Origin of the sequence: Rhodococcus sp. 27YEA6 (genome assembly GCF_044908235.1) — a bacterium.
GTDB classification, from domain to species: Bacteria; Actinomycetota; Actinomycetes; order Mycobacteriales; family Mycobacteriaceae; genus Rhodococcus_F; species Rhodococcus_F qingshengii.
This window is the reverse complement of the sequence record NZ_JBIYCY010000001.1, coordinates 533,153-547,477: the sequence shown is the minus strand read 5'-3', so window position 1 is coordinate 547,477 and position 14,325 is coordinate 533,153. Positions and strand designations below refer to the sequence as shown.

Genomic DNA, 14,325 nt, shown 5'->3' with positions numbered 1-14,325 from the left:
ATCTGAACAGTCGACGACAAAAGTTTTGGCGGCACGTCAACATCCCGAGGGCGTCAACGAGCCGACGCCCAACGTACGCACCGTTACTGAGAAATCCGTAAATCCGGGCAACCACACAGCGACGGGCGTGGACGTTCGCGTTTGGACTCGCTACGCCACAATCAAACGCCGAACCGCCTCGACTGCCGCCTCCCGACGTCGAGGGATGGAACGAGACGACTTGAGCGCGAGCATCCGGGCGATATCCGTGATCAGCAGGATCAACTCCGTGGGATTCCACGCGGGGTCGATGTGTCCCTCGAGCTGCCCCTTGCGGATTTCCGCAACTTTAGGCCGGAAGGTCTTGCTTCGTATGTCGTCCTCGCTCATGACGTCCGGCGCTTCGAGATCCGCCCATTGCTGCAATCGGGCGTTCTCGGGATGGGCAACGTAGTTGTCGAAGAGGCGACCTACATAGCCCGGCAAGTCGTCACCTCGAAGTGCTGTCTCCGCTGTTGTTTCGGACGTCCACTGTTCGGTCACGGCAGCGAACAACTCTTCCTTGCTTGCGAAGTACGCATAGAGACGGTCTTTGCTGGCACGCGCTTGCGCGGCGATCCGATTGATCCGCGCGCCGGCCAGCCCGTACGTGGCAAATTCGTCCTTTGCGGCCGCCAGAATGCGGTCCCTCGTAGCTTCCCCTGCTGAGCGCATGTTGACAGCCTAGAACGAATCGACCGTTGCCGAACCATCCGGTTCGGCGTAGCGTGCAGAGTTGACGAACAATTTGGTTCGCGAACAAGTCGTGCCACTTACCGTCGACTCGAGGAGAGACATGAATCTCGACGAAGCCCGAACTGCTTTCGCCCGGCTCCGTGCTGCGGAAAGTGGTGTATCACCAGCAGAACTCGACGAAGTGTGGGCCGCGCTGGAAACCGTCGCCGCCGAAGAAATCCTCGGCGAGTGGAAGGGTGACGACTTCGCCACCGGTCACCGGCTTCACGAAAAGCTGTTCGCGAGCCGTTGGTACGGCAAGACCTTCAACTCGGTCGAGGACGCCAAGCCGTTGATCTGCCGAGACGAAGACGGCAACCTCTATTCCGACGTCAAGGGCGGCAATGGCGAAGCAAGCCTGTGGAACATCGAGTTTCGTGGCGAAGTCACGGCAACGATGGTCTACGACGGTGCGCCGATCTTCGACCACTTCAAGAAGGTCGACGACTCGACACTGATGGGCATCATGAACGGAAAGTCGGCGCTGGTTCTCGACGGTGGGCAGCACTACTACTTCCTGCTCGAGCGAGCGTGATTCGCGCCGAACAGAATTCGAGATCCTCCATGCAGATGACAGCGGCGCTCTCACACGGCCCGCACTCCCCCTTCACACTCGACACCGTTGAAATCGACGAACCCCGCGCAGACGAGATCCTGGTTCGCATCGTCGCTACCGGCCTGTGCCACACAGATCTGTTCACGAAGTCGGTGCTACCGGAAAGGCTCGGCCCCTGCGTGTTCGGGCACGAAGGGGCGGGGGTGGTCGAGGCCGTCGGCTCGTCGATCGACAGCATTGCGCCCGGTGATCACGTGTTGCTGAGCTACCGCAGTTGCGGTGTGTGCAGGCAGTGTCTCAGCGGCCATCGGGCGTACTGCGAAAGCTCACACGGGCTCAACAGCTCTGGCGCACGCACCGACGGCTCGACGCCGGTCCGGCGAAGCGGAACTCCGATACGGTCCGCATTCTTCGGCCAGTCCAGCTTCGCGGAATACGTCATCGCCACTGCCGACAACACCGTCGTCGTCGATCCTGCAGTGGACCTGACCGTCGCGGCTCCCCTCGGCTGCGGATTTCAAACCGGCGCGGGTGCCGTGCTGAATCTACTTCGCCCCGAGCCCGACTCGACGTTTGTCGTCTTCGGAGCCGGCAGCGTCGGACTCGCAGCGCTACTGGCAGCGAGGGCTGCCGGCGTTTCCACCCTGGTCGCCGTGGACCCCGTTGCGCAGCGGCGCGCACTCGCCGAGGAATTCGGCGCCGTCACTGTCGATCCGACCACCGAGGACGCGGTCGAAGCAGTACGCGCCGCCACCGACGGAGGTTCGACACATTCCCTCGACACCACCGGAATCGGCTCCGTGATCAATCAAGCCGTCACATCACTTCGAGCACGGGGAACACTGGCGGTAGTCGGACTCGGAGCGTCCACGGTCGAGATGAACATGGCCGACATCATGCTGAGCGGAAAGACAATTCGAGGATGCATCGAAGGAGAGTCGGAAGTCTCGACGTTCATCCCCGAACTCGTCGAACTCTTCACTGGTGGCCGGTTTCCGATCGACCGCTTGGTGACGCGCTACGCCTTCTCCGACATCAACAAAGCCGTCGAAGATCAAGCGTCGGGGCGCGTCATCAAACCCGTTCTCGTGTGGTGAGGGGCGAAATGTCTCATTCGTCGACCCGACGGAATTCGCCCTAGACTGCGCTCCTGCACTAGACGTCGGAGCAAGGTGGGGACGATGACAGAACACACCAGTACAGGCGCGGGCCACGGCCGGGCCGTAATGCCGATCATCCGGATGCGCGCACGCAGCCGCGACGAGGACCATCGAGCATCGACGCCACTCGAACTGTTCTTCGACCTGTGTTTCGTGGTTGCAGCCGCACAGGCCGGAGTTCAACTGGTGCATGCTGTCGCCGAGGGCCACTACGCCGACGGCATCGCCGGCTATATGTTCGTCTTCTTCGCGCTGTGGTGGGCGTGGGTGAACTTCACCTGGTTCGCGTCTGCCTACGACACGGACGACGTCCCTACCGGGTCGCGACCTTCGTACAGATTTGTGGCGTGCTCGTCTTCGCCGCCGGAATCCCCGACGCATTCGACGGAACCGACCGTACGACGGCCATCGTCGGCTACCTCATCATGCGAATTGCGCTCACCTGCCAATGGCTTCGAGCCGCCAGCGGTGAATCCGGTGCAGCGCGAACGACTGCTCTGCAATATGCCGCCGGGCTCGTGATCGTCCAGGCCGGCTGGATCGTGCTGCTTCTGATGCCGGCGTCGGCGTGGATTCCGGGCTTCTTCGTTCTCATGATCGCCGAACTCGCGGTGCCGGCGATCGCCGAACGCAACCACCAGACGCCGTGGCACCCGCATCACATCGCCGAACGCTACGGCCTCTTCACCATCATCATGCTCGGCGAAACCATCGCTGCCGCGACCATCGCGGTCCAATCCGGCATCCGGGATTTCGACGCCGCCGATCTACTGATTCCGATTGCCGTCGGCGGAGTTCTGATCGTGTTCTCCGCGTTGTGGATCTACTTCGCCGTCCCGATCCACGAGTACCTCGCAGACCAAGGCAATCGCGCCGTCCTGTTGTGGGGATACGGGCACTACTTCGTATTCGGATCCGCTGCGGCCATCGGCGCCGGCATCGAAGTAGCCGTCGAGGAAGCAGTTGGCGAAGCGCACATTTCGACGTTCGCAGCATCTGCCGCGGTCACGATTCCGGCCGCGATGTTCCTGATCTTCGTGTGGCTCATGCATTCACGCCACTTCAAGCGCGACAGGATCGAGCAGGCCGTTCTACCGGTGAGTGCAATCCTGGTTCTCGCCTGCACATTTGCCGGACACTGGGCTGTCCCGCTCGCCGGACTGGTGGCGGCGGGAACCGTCGGAGTCGGTGTCGGCCTGAGTACTCGGTCGAAGAGCTGACTCAGATTTCCGGAGCCGGAGCCTCGCCCTTGCTCTGCGGCTCGTGCTGCTTGAGCTCACCGCGCATCTTGTCGAGATCCTTTCCACGCTTTTTGTACATGTAGCCGAGCGCGACAAGTCCAAGGAACAACGCAACGCCCAGGACGGCACCGACAACGGATGCTCCGCGGAATCCGGGGCCGTCGACGTCGAGGATCCGCTCGCCCGCATGCGCAGCGTTGTTGTTGCCGAGAACAACTGTCAGAGAGAGCAGATTCGGCAGCGCGAAGATCACACCCAACGCGAGAGCCGTGATCTGCATGATTCGAGCATGCTTGCGCTTGCGCACCTGCCAGACCGCCCGGAAGAAGATGAGCGGGACCAGGGTGCACACGAGACCGAACAGCAGCCCCCACGCGATTCCGGCGCTGAAACTGCCGTTCGCCAACGACGCAATGCGCTGCGCCCACCAACGCGGAAGGAAGGCGGCAAGGATGAAGTAAGCGATGACCAGGACCACCGCCATCACTGCGATCCCGATGGCCTTCTTCGCCCACGGCGGCATGCCCGGTTTTGCGGTGGCCGGTGAAGTTTCCGGTGTCGTCATGACAATTCCTCGTCTAGTCGGCGTCTGTACTGACGAATCTATCCGTTACGGGCGTTCCTCATCCGCATCGAGAACGATCCGGGCAAGCCGCTTCGGCGCAACGAGGGTGAACGAGGTGTAGATCCACTCCTCCAGTTGCGACCATTTCTCCTCGGAAACGTCGGTGCCGATGTCGAGTGCAACCCACCCGTGTCGACCGAGTCCGTAGCCCGCAGCACTTGCGCCTGGTTCGGTGGCCACCACCGCTTCGGCTTCCTCCTTGCTCAGCTTGACGGTCAAGGAGGTGGCTTCGAGGTTGCAGAACACGAAATTCTTGCCGCGGACCCGGAACGTCGGGTGGCCGTCCCACGCTTCGATGTCGACGCGCTCCGCTTCCGGCAGCGACAGCGAGATCTCTTCGAGTCGACGCATGTTGTCGGGCATGGAGACGATTCTGCACGCCCGATACCGAGCTTGACACCCGCGACACAGCTAGGCTCGGCGACGACCGCGTCACCGAACTCCGAACACAGGGAGACTGGCATGCGCACGTTAGTTCATCTCGTTCTGCTCATTTGTGGAATCGCCGTTGCCGTCGGCTCGTTCATGTACGTACTGGCCGGGGTCAAACCCGACAACGTTCGCCTCGAGGACCTGCGGGACGGCTTTCCGGCCGGGTGGGCAATCGAGCAACTCGGCGATCAGTCCGTGACCTTCTACCGGTCGATGGCGATACTTCTGCTCGCCGCCGCCGTATTGATTCTGATCGCCGCATTATTCGGTTCTCGCATCGCAGCATGGATCGGAATTATCGTGGGATTGGGGACTCTTGGCACGTTCTACTACCGCGTGAACGATCAGTTCGACAATGTCATCAGGGAAAACTACTCCACGATCCTGACAAATCAGACAGGATTCATTCTGACGGCCGGCGGACTGATTCTCGCTCTCCTAGCGTGCCTGGTCCCCCGCGAGAAGACCCGAGCCTGACCGCTCGGCAACCGGAGGGTTACCGTCGACGCCGACATTCACTAGTGTCTGCAACAGCCGGGTACTGACGAGTAGTACCCCAGAAGAGGTAGGGCATCAATGGCATCGCTTGACGACCTTCTATCCCAGATCCCCATCGACCAGATCGCGCAGCAACTCGGCGTCGACCAGGCAACTGCCGAATCGGCGGTCAAGACTGCACTTCCGACCCTCGTCGGTGGCCTCGGCGCCAACGCGCAGGATCCCGCCGGTGCAGCCTCGCTGGAAAGCGCGTTGCAGTCTCACGCCGACACCAGCCTTCTCGACGACGGCGTCGACATCAGCAAAGTCGACACCGCTGACGGTCAGAAGATCGTCTCGAACATCTTCGGCGGCAACACCGATCAGGTCGCCAGCGCACTCGGCGGTGTCGGTGGCGGCGGTGGAAACGATCTGGTGAAGCAGTTGCTGCCGATCCTCGCTCCCATCGTCCTGGCTTACCTCGCCAAGCAGTTCACCGGTGGCGGAGCCGGCGCGCAGACCCAGACCTCCGGTGGCGGCGGACTCGGGGATCTCCTCGGCGGAATTCTCGGCGGCGGCGGCAATTCCGGCGGCGGCATCGGCGGAGCACTCGGCGGAATCTTGGGCGGATCCGGGGGCGGCGGCCTCGGAGACCTGCTCGGCGGCCTCCTCGGCGGCGGCAAGAAGTAATACGCTCGACAGATTCGCACTGCGGCGATCCCGTTCGGGATCGCCGCAGTGCTCGGTTCAGTCAACCGTCGAAGATCGAAACATCCTCAGTGACAAGGCAAACGCAACCAACAGCAGCGCGCCCACAAAAGTACTGACCCCGACCCAACCGCCACCCGCGTATGCAAGACCCGCGAGGGCGCCCGCCACGGACGAACCCGCGTAGTAGGCAAACAGATACAACGCCGACGCCTCGGCCCGGTGATCGGTAGCGATCAGCCCCACCCAACCGCTGGCCACCGAATGTGCGGCGAAGAATCCTCCGGTGAAGAGCAGCATCCCCACGAGCGTCAACGCCAGATTGTCCGGAACGGTCAGTGCCAGGCCGATACCGATGACGACAACCGACCCGAGCAGCACGCTGCGCCTACCCAGTCGGTCAGAGGCCCCGCCGGCTACCGCCGAGGTGAAAGTTCCGGCAAGGTAGAAAAGGAACACCAGGCCCACAAGCGCTTCGGGAAGGCCGAAAGGTGCTGCCGTGAGCCGAAACCCGAGGAAGTTGTAAATCGACACGAAGCCGCCCATCAGGATGAATCCCAAAGCGAAGAGTGTTCGCAGCGACGGGTTCGCAAGGTGGCGTCGTAGATTCGACGCGATCGTGCGCGCCGATATCGGTTGCGGGCGAAAGAACTTCGACGCGGGAAGCCGCCGGATCATGTTGAGCGCGAACAATGCCGACAGCGCGGACGCAGTCAACAGCGCCCAACGCCACGTACTGAAATCGACGACGGCCGACGGAACGAGCCGTCCGATCAGCCCACCGATCGTCGTGCCGGCGACGTACCTTCCCATCGCTGCACCGAGGTCCTTCCGATCGACCTCCTCGGCCAGATAGGCCATCGCCACCGCCGGGACACCGGCCAGAGCCAATCCTTGTGCTGCGCGTCCGACCAGCAGAACCTCGATCGTCGGACTCAGCGGTAGAAGTAAACCGATCACACAGGACGCCGACGCCGACGCGATCATCACCCGTGTGCGACCGAACCGCTCGGAGAGCGCACTGGCTGGAATGATTGCCAACGCCAACATGCCCGTCGTCGCCGAGACGGACAGCGCAGACACCGCAGGCGAGACGTGGAAGTCTTCGGCGAACGCAGGCAGCAACGCCTGTGCCGCGTACATCGAGATGAACGTCGACAGCCCGGCCGCGAACAACGCAACGGTCACGGTTCGATATCCCGATGTTCCGCGGCGAAGCGGCATCACTTCGGATTCGATCACATTCTCGACAGTCACCACGTACCTCCAGGCATCACTTACCTCCGGTAAGAATCCTCCCGCCCCGACTCGGCAAAAGAAAATGCATAAACTTGGTGTTCTATATGCTCCAGAGGTATATAGATTGGGTTCGTGATGCTGACCGAAGACCTCGAATGGTTTGTCGTGCTCGCCGAAACCCAACAGGTGACCGCTACCGCGGATCTGACTCACCTGTCGCAACCGACCCTTTCGCGCAAACTCGCTCGCCTCGAACGACAGATCGGCGTGACACTCTTCGACCGTCAGGGACGCCGACTCGAACTGAACCGGTACGGCGAGATCCTCTATCGACATGCTCGCATCGCACTGCGCGCCCTCGACGCCGCGCAGACCGAAATCCAGTCGCTGGCGAGCCCCGAGAGCGGCACGGTCCGGCTCGACTTCCTCCACTCGTTCGGCACCTGGTTGGTGCCGCACATGCTGCGCGGATACCGCGTCGAGCATCCCGGAGTGCGATTCGAACTGCATCAGGACAGCGCGCAGTTCCTGGTCGACAGAATCGCCGCCGGCACGTCCGACCTGGCCGTCGTCTCGCCTCAGCCGCGCGATCCGCAGGTGGCGTGGATGCAGATCGCCCAGCAGTCACTGGCATTGGCTGTTCCGGCTGATCATCGCTTTGCGAAGTTGCATTCGGTCGAGCTTGCGGACGCGGCCGACGAACCGTTCATCGGTATGCATCCGAACTTCGGGATGCGAAGAATTCTCGATGAACTGTGCGCGGCCGCAGGATTCACTCCGAATTTCGTCTTCGAGAGCAGCGAGCTGGCAACGGTCGGCGGACTGGTCTCCGCGTCCTTCGGTGTCTCGGTCATGCCGGTTCAGGATCCACCGATCTGGGCCGAAGGAGTCGTCTACGTACCGATCGAAGGAGCACAGCGAAAAATAGGGCTGATCTGGTCGAAGAGCCGCGAGCTGTCCGATCCCGCCCGGACGTTCCGCGACTACGTCGAAAGAACGACTTGGTAGTGAAAGTGCCCCCGGATAACTACGGATCGGTAACATCCCTCGAGGGGAGCAATTTTCATGCCATTCTTTTCAAACCTACGGTGCCGTAGGCTGGGGCGAAGTCGCGCATTCACTCAACATGGAGGCAAGAAATGACGAGGATTCTGACGCAGCTGGAGCTGCTACAAGAGCTGCAGCCGGTTGCCGAGGAGAACGTCAACCGCCACATCTCCATGGCCAAGGAATGGCATCCACACGACTACGTTCCGTGGGACGAGGGCCGTAATTTCGCAGCCATGGGCGGCGAAGACTGGAGTCTCGAACAGTCACAACTCGGCGAGGTAGCTCGCGCCGCGATGATCACCAACCTGCTCACCGAGGACAACCTGCCGTCGTACCACCGTGAGATCGCCGAGAACTTTTCGCAGGACGGTGCCTGGGGAACGTGGGTCGGCCGGTGGACCGCCGAGGAGAACCGCCACGGCATCGTGATGCGTGACTACCTCGTCGTCACGCGCGCAGTCGACCCCGTCGAGCTCGAGCGCTTCCGCATGGAACACATGACAAACGGTTACAGCGCACCCATCGACGAGGGCGACGCCGGCCTGCTGCACTCGGTCGCCTACGTGACCTTCCAGGAACTCGCGACGCGCGTCAGCCACCGCAACACCGGCAAGGCCTGCGACGAGCCGATTGCCGACAAGATGCTTCAGCGCATCGCGGCCGACGAGAACCTGCACATGATCTTCTACCGCAACATCTGCGCCGCCGCGCTCGATCTTGCTCCCGATCAGGCGCTCAAGGCTGTGGCGAACATCGTCCAGAACTTCCAGATGCCCGGTGCCGGCATGCCGAACTTCCGCCGTAACGGCGCCCTCATGGCCAAGCACGGCATCTACGACCTTCGCCAGCACCTCGACGAGGTCGTCTGGCCTGTCCTGCGCAAGTGGAACATCTTCGAGCGCAACGATTTCAGCGCCGAAGGCGAGAACACGCGCGAAGAGTTGGCGGCCTTCCTCGAGACACTCGCCGCCAACGCGACGAAGTTCGAGGAACAGCGCGATCGCATGCTCGCACGCGAAGCCGCCAAGCGCGAACAGCAGGCTTCTTAGTTTCACCAGCTATTCTGTGCCCGGTACCGGATTCGGTACCGGGCACTTCCAATTGTCACAAGTATTTGTTCAGAGGTAGACATGTCATCCCTTCGTATCGGTTCACTCGAGCTGCACAGCCCCGTGGTCCTCGCACCCATGGCGGGCGTCACCAACGTCGCCTTCCGCACGCTGTGCCGTGAACTCGAACTCGAACGTGCAGGCAGCACGTCCGGGCTCTACGTCTGCGAGATGGTCACCGCCCGCGCGCTCGTCGAACGCCAACCCGCCACGATGCACATGACCACGTTCGGTCCGACCGAGACGCCCAGGTCGCTGCAGCTGTACACCGTCGACCCGGATACGACTTACGCCGCGGCCAAGATGATCGTCGACGAGAACATGGCCGATCACATCGACATGAACTTCGGCTGCCCGGTACCCAAGGTGACCCGCAAGGGCGGTGGATCGGCGCTACCGTACAAGCGTCGACTGTTCGGTCAGATCGTCGCGGCAGCCGTGCGCGCCACCGAAGGCACCGACATTCCGGTCACCGTCAAGATGCGCGTCGGCATCGACCCCGAACATCACACGCACCTCGACGCCGGCCGGATCGCCGCAGCTGAAGGCGCCGCTGCCGTCGCACTTCACGCACGTACCGCGTCGCAGCGCTACTCCGGCACTGCTGACTGGAACGAGATCACGCGCCTCAAGGAACACGTCACCGACGTGCCGATCCTCGGCAACGGCGACATCTTCGACGCCTCGGATGCTGCCCGCATGATGAACGAGACCGGCTGCGACGGCGTCGTCGTCGGACGCGGCTGCCTCGGACGGCCATGGCTGTTCGCGGAACTCAGCGCAGCTCTCAACGGACAACAGATCGCCACGCCGCCGACGCTCGGCGAAGTCACCAAGATCATCGCCCGTCACGCCCAACTGCTCGCCGCACATCACGGTGAAATGAAGGGTCTGCGCGAACTTCGCAAGCACGTCTCCTGGTACATGCGTGGGTTCCCGGTCGGATCGGATCTGCGGGTCTCGATGGCTCTGGTCAGCACGTTGTCCGAACTGGACGATCTGCTCGGACAGCTCGACCACGACGTCCCGTTCCCCAAGGACGCCGAAGGCCCGCGCGGACGCCAAGGCTCACCCGGTCAGGTAGCACTCCCGGAAGGTTGGCTCGACGATCCCGAAGACGACCTTGTGCCGGTGGGAGCTGACATGATGCACTCTGGTGGCTAGCGAAAACACGCCGTCGGATTACTCACATCACTTTCTGAGTGAAGCACTCAGGATTCACCAGTAATATGGCTCCAGCTTCGTCGACAACCGGTTGACGCCGGCATCTGAATGACGAGTTACTGACAGTCGACGACGGGACAGGTTGCATCGGTGGGTGATGATCACGATTCGGGCCCACCTCCGCCCGAGAGCCGCGCCCCCTGGGAACGTCCGCTCGCAGACAAGCGCTTCCGCAACGCCCGACCGGACCAACCGGCAACGCCCCAGCGCCCTGCCACACCCCAGCGACCAACACCGCAACCACCCAGTCCCCCGGAGCGTCGCAGCAGTGGACGTACCGGGCGACGGGACTCGCCTCCGACCGACGACTCTGTTTCGGTCGCCGAGTTGGTCCGTCGGGTAGGCGACAAGAAGCCGCCACCAGCCCCGGCTACGCCGCCCAAGCCGGCGCCGAACAAATCCGTACCACCCAAGACTCAATCTTCAGCAGCGTCGTCGCCGCCCCCCGCCCGGCCGATTCCCGCCCGTCCGACCGTTCCGCCCGCCGCTGCGGACTGGATCACCGAAGAACATCCCGTCACCTCCGCAGTGCCGCGGGTAGTCGGTGACACCGGCGCCACTCGTCTGGCGCAAAGCAAGATTCGCCGCCGCCATCGCGCAAAAGTGATCGGCCGATCGGCAGTAGCGTTCCTGGCCGTCATGTCTCTCGCGTTGACCGGCGTCGTGTGGGGCTATCTGCGCTCGGTCGAAGGCGGATTCGATCAGATTGCGGCACTCGACACCGAGTCCGACGACATCATCGACGCCGGTGGTCAACTCGGCGACGAGACGTACCTGATCATCGGCACCGATACCCGCGCCGGTGCGAGCGGTGAGATCGGCGCCGGAACCGTCGAAGACGCCGAAGGCGCCCGAGCCGACACGGTCATGCTGGTGAACATTCCCGCCGACCGAAGCCGCGTCGTCGCCGTCTCCTTCCCGCGTGACCTCGACGTCGAACGTCCGATCTGTCAGGGATGGGACAACGACGCCGGCAAGTACACCAGCGAAACCTTCCCGGCAGCGAGCGGCGACAAACTCAATGCGACGTACGCACTCGGTGGCCCCAAATGCCTGGTCAAGGTCATCCAGAAGATGTCCGGCCTGAAAATCGGGCACTTCGTCGGAATGGACTTCGCCGGTTTCGAGCGCATGGTCGACACCGTCGGCGGTGTGAACGTCTGCTCCCCCGGACCGATCGAAGACGGCATCCTCGGAACCGTCCTCGCCTCCGGCGGCACGCAGATGCTCGACGGCCGTACCGCCCTCAACTACGTGCGTGCTCGCCACGTCGAAGCCGAGGGCAACGGCGACTACGGGCGCATCACCCGTCAGCAGAAGTTCCTGTCGGCGCTGCTCCGCTCGGCCCTGTCCAACCAGGTCCTCCTGAATCCGAGCAAGCTCAACGGATTCATCAACGCCTTCACCAGCGACACGTTCGTCGAAAACATCGACACCAAGTCACTGGTCACCCTCGGTCGCTCGCTCCAGAACGTCGACGCAGGCGCGGTCACGTTCTTGACGGTCCCCACGGACGGCACCAACGACTGGGGCAACGAGATTCCTCGCACGGACGAGATCAAGTCCCTCTTCCAGGCGATCATCGACGACGATCCGCTTCCGGGTGAAGAGCGCGAGGACACCACACCGTCGTCGACCAGTTCCACGACAACCGCTCCTACGTCCAGCACGCCGCCGGCCGCCACTTCCGTCGAGGCAATGAGCGCCTACAACATCTCGGTCGACGTCTCCAACGCCTCGGGAATCGCCGGGCAGGCCGCGACAATCGCCGACAGCCTCGCGGCCTACGGTTTCCAGATCTCCACAGTCGGTAACTTCAGCGCAGCCACCGGCCTGGCGAATGCCCAAGCGTCGACCACCGTCGTGCGCTACGCCGCAGGTTACGAGGCTGAAGCGGTGACCGTCGCGTCCTCGATTCCCGGCGCGGTTCTGGTTCTCGCTCCGAGCATGGGAGACATGATCGAGGTCGTCGTCGGAAGCAATTTCGCCGGCACCGTCGTCGCCCCCGCGGACCCGGGAACCATCCTGGCGGCAAATCCGACGTCGGTCGACACCAGCACCTCGACGGCTCTGCCCGCCGACATCGCCAGCGTCAACGCCGGCGACACCACCTGCGACTGACACGCGTTCATTCACCTTGCGTTCACCTGGTGCTTGTGACTTGGTCTTTCACGGCACGTAGGCTCTGACCTCATGCGCGTGGCTTACAACGAACAGATGACCGAGCTTGCAGACACGCTCGGCGAGATGGCAGGACTGGCAGGTGCCGCTATGGAGCGCGCCACCCAGTCCCTGCTCCAGGCAGACCTGTCCCTGGCAGAACAAGTAATCGGCGAACACGACAAGATCACCGAACTCAGCACCATCTGCGAGGAGCGCGCGTTTGCGTTGCTCGCCTTGCAGGCTCCCGTTGCCGGAGATCTGCGCTCGGTGGTCAGCGGAATCCAGATCGTCGCCGACATCGACCGCATGGGCGCACTCGCCCTGCACGTCGCCAAGATCGCGCGCCGCCGACATCCCAACCACGTGCTTCCTGAAGAGGTCAACGGCTACTTCGCCGAGATGGGACGCATCGCTGTCTCCATCGGTGCGGCCGCCAAGGTCGTCCTCGAGACCCGCGACCCCGAGCGCGCTGCCCGTCTGCGCGAAGAAGACGAAGCGATGGACGACCTCCACCGCCACCTCTTCACCGTCCTCATGGACCGTGAGTGGAAGCACGGCGTTGCCGCCGCAGTCGACGTCACGCTGCTCGGCCGCTTCTACGAGCGATTCGCCGACCACGCCGTCGAGGTCGGCCGACGTGTCATCTTCCTGGTGACCGGCAAGCTGCCCGAAGAGCCCGAAACCACCGAGAAGGTCGACAACCTCACCTCGTACCCGGATCTCTGAACCCAACCGTCCACGTGAGTAAAAGGCGGCCGCGCACTTGCGCGGCCGCCTTTCCTATTCAGTTCTCGTGCAACCAGGTTTCCAACGTGGGTCCTGCAGTTGTGGATCCCGGCGCGGGCAGCAACGCCCCACCCTTCATCGCCTTACCCGCTCCCGGCATCGAGATCGGGATCAGCCACTTACGTCGGCCACGGTATTTCAAGATCTCGCGCGTCATGGCCGGGATCTCGAGGACCTCGGGCCCGGCCAGGTCCGGAGCCCTCCCGGTCGGACCGTTCTGAGCGCAGGTCACGAGCGCCTCGGCAACGGTCTTCGCTGCCACCGGTTGTGACCGCATCCGAGGAACCATCGCGATCGGCCCCAGTCCGAACAGCGCGATCGTCTTCTCGCCGAACTCGAACCACTGAGTGGATCGCAGGATCGTGAAAGGAATACTCGACGCTTCCACCGCGCGTTCCTGCGCAGCCTTCCCCTGGTAGTAACCGAAGGACTTCAATCGCGGATCGTCGCAGTTCACGATCGAGAGCAGCACGTGATGCTTAACGCCTGCTCTGGCTTCGGCCGCGGCGATGTTCTTCGCTGCCGTCTCGAAGAACTCGATTGCCTTCTTGGCACTGTTGGTGACGTGATCACTCACGTCGACGACCACGTCGGCACCGACAAATGCTTCGTCCAACCCCGCACCCGTGGAGATGTCTACTCCCGTCGATCGAGCCGCGGCGACGACGTCATGGCCCCCGATTTTCGCCTGCTCGACGACCAGCTTTCCCATCTGGCCGGTTCCGCCCAGAACAACAATTCGCATGATGCCTCCGTCAAACCCGTGCGCCCGGCTCTCTTCGGCCTGGTCACATACTGGACG

Annotated in this window: 14 protein-coding genes and 1 pseudogene; 10 read left to right on the top strand and 5 right to left on the bottom strand. The window is 62.8% G+C overall.

The features are described from left to right. Window positions 1-150: 150 nt before the first annotated feature. Entirely contained in the window at window positions 151-693 is a 543-nt protein-coding gene (locus ABH939_RS02745; RefSeq protein WP_214926285.1) for a TetR/AcrR family transcriptional regulator, read from the bottom strand. A 121-nt stretch (window positions 694-814) separates the two neighbouring features. Here ABH939_RS02745 and ABH939_RS02740 point away from each other — a divergent pair, with 121 nt between their 5' ends. From ABH939_RS02740 to ABH939_RS02730, 3 genes and pseudogenes are all read left to right on the top strand, one after another. Then, window positions 815-1,288, top strand: a complete 474-nt coding sequence (locus ABH939_RS02740) for a DUF4334 domain-containing protein (protein WP_047271067.1) — start codon at window positions 815-817, stop codon at window positions 1,286-1,288. Window positions 1,289-1,317: 29 nt separating this feature from the next. After that, a complete protein-coding gene (locus ABH939_RS02735; RefSeq protein ID WP_054188965.1) occupies window positions 1,318-2,406 on the top strand; it encodes an NAD(P)-dependent alcohol dehydrogenase in 1,089 nt (362 codons plus the stop codon). An 84-nt stretch (window positions 2,407-2,490) separates the two neighbouring features. Next, window positions 2,491-3,689, top strand: a pseudogene (locus ABH939_RS02730) (low temperature requirement protein A). 1 nt (window position 3,690) lies between these two features. Here the strand turns inward: ABH939_RS02730 and ABH939_RS02725 are convergent. After that, window positions 3,691-4,275 carry a hypothetical protein gene (locus ABH939_RS02725; protein ID WP_003940111.1) on the bottom strand — a complete coding sequence of 195 codons (585 nt, stop codon included), beginning with the start codon at window positions 4,273-4,275 and terminating at the stop codon, window positions 3,691-3,693. Window positions 4,276-4,320: 45 nt separating this feature from the next. Beyond that, a complete protein-coding gene (locus ABH939_RS02720) occupies window positions 4,321-4,698 on the bottom strand; it encodes an MmcQ/YjbR family DNA-binding protein (RefSeq protein ID WP_020908916.1) in 378 nt (125 codons plus the stop codon). A 99-nt stretch (window positions 4,699-4,797) separates the two neighbouring features. On the opposite strand from ABH939_RS02720, the gene ABH939_RS02715 reads away from it, so the two are divergent. Both ABH939_RS02715 and ABH939_RS02710 read left to right on the top strand, forming a co-directional pair. Then, window positions 4,798-5,244, top strand: coding sequence for a hypothetical protein (locus tag ABH939_RS02715; protein WP_003939955.1), 447 nt, complete (start codon window positions 4,798-4,800; stop codon window positions 5,242-5,244). Window positions 5,245-5,343: 99 nt separating this feature from the next. Further along, a complete protein-coding gene (locus tag ABH939_RS02710) occupies window positions 5,344-5,934 on the top strand; it encodes a DUF937 domain-containing protein (protein ID WP_118603199.1) in 591 nt (196 codons plus the stop codon). 57 nt (window positions 5,935-5,991) lie between these two features. Here the strand turns inward: ABH939_RS02710 and ABH939_RS02705 are convergent, their stop codons facing one another. After that, window positions 5,992-7,176, bottom strand: coding sequence for an MFS transporter (locus tag ABH939_RS02705; RefSeq protein ID WP_168798803.1), 1,185 nt, complete (start codon window positions 7,174-7,176; stop codon window positions 5,992-5,994). A gap of 147 nt (window positions 7,177-7,323) precedes the next feature. Here ABH939_RS02705 and ABH939_RS02700 point away from each other — a divergent pair, with 147 nt between their 5' ends. From ABH939_RS02700 to phoU, 5 genes are all read left to right on the top strand, one after another. Next, the gene (locus ABH939_RS02700) at window positions 7,324-8,199 is read left to right on the top strand and encodes a LysR family transcriptional regulator (protein ID WP_081377546.1); all 876 of its coding nucleotides are present in this window, start codon (window positions 7,324-7,326) and stop codon (window positions 8,197-8,199) included. 131 nt (window positions 8,200-8,330) lie between these two features. Then, on the top strand, window positions 8,331-9,290 hold the full coding sequence (locus ABH939_RS02695) for an acyl-ACP desaturase (RefSeq protein WP_003940492.1): 960 nt from the start codon (window positions 8,331-8,333) through the stop codon (window positions 9,288-9,290). 81 nt (window positions 9,291-9,371) lie between these two features. Further along, on the top strand, window positions 9,372-10,514 hold the full coding sequence (dusB, locus tag ABH939_RS02690) for a tRNA dihydrouridine synthase DusB (RefSeq protein ID WP_003939756.1): 1,143 nt from the start codon (window positions 9,372-9,374) through the stop codon (window positions 10,512-10,514). Window positions 10,515-10,664: 150 nt separating this feature from the next. Beyond that, window positions 10,665-12,695, top strand: coding sequence for an LCP family protein (locus tag ABH939_RS02685; RefSeq protein WP_042451384.1), 2,031 nt, complete (start codon window positions 10,665-10,667; stop codon window positions 12,693-12,695). A 72-nt stretch (window positions 12,696-12,767) separates the two neighbouring features. Beyond that, the gene (gene phoU, locus ABH939_RS02680) at window positions 12,768-13,463 is read left to right on the top strand and encodes a phosphate signaling complex protein PhoU (protein WP_003940130.1); all 696 of its coding nucleotides are present in this window, start codon (window positions 12,768-12,770) and stop codon (window positions 13,461-13,463) included. Between the two features lie 58 nt (window positions 13,464-13,521). Here the strand turns inward: phoU and ABH939_RS02675 are convergent, their stop codons facing one another. Next, on the bottom strand, window positions 13,522-14,268 hold the full coding sequence (locus tag ABH939_RS02675) for an SDR family oxidoreductase (protein WP_003940029.1): 747 nt from the start codon (window positions 14,266-14,268) through the stop codon (window positions 13,522-13,524). Between the last annotated feature and the right edge of the window lie 57 nt (window positions 14,269-14,325).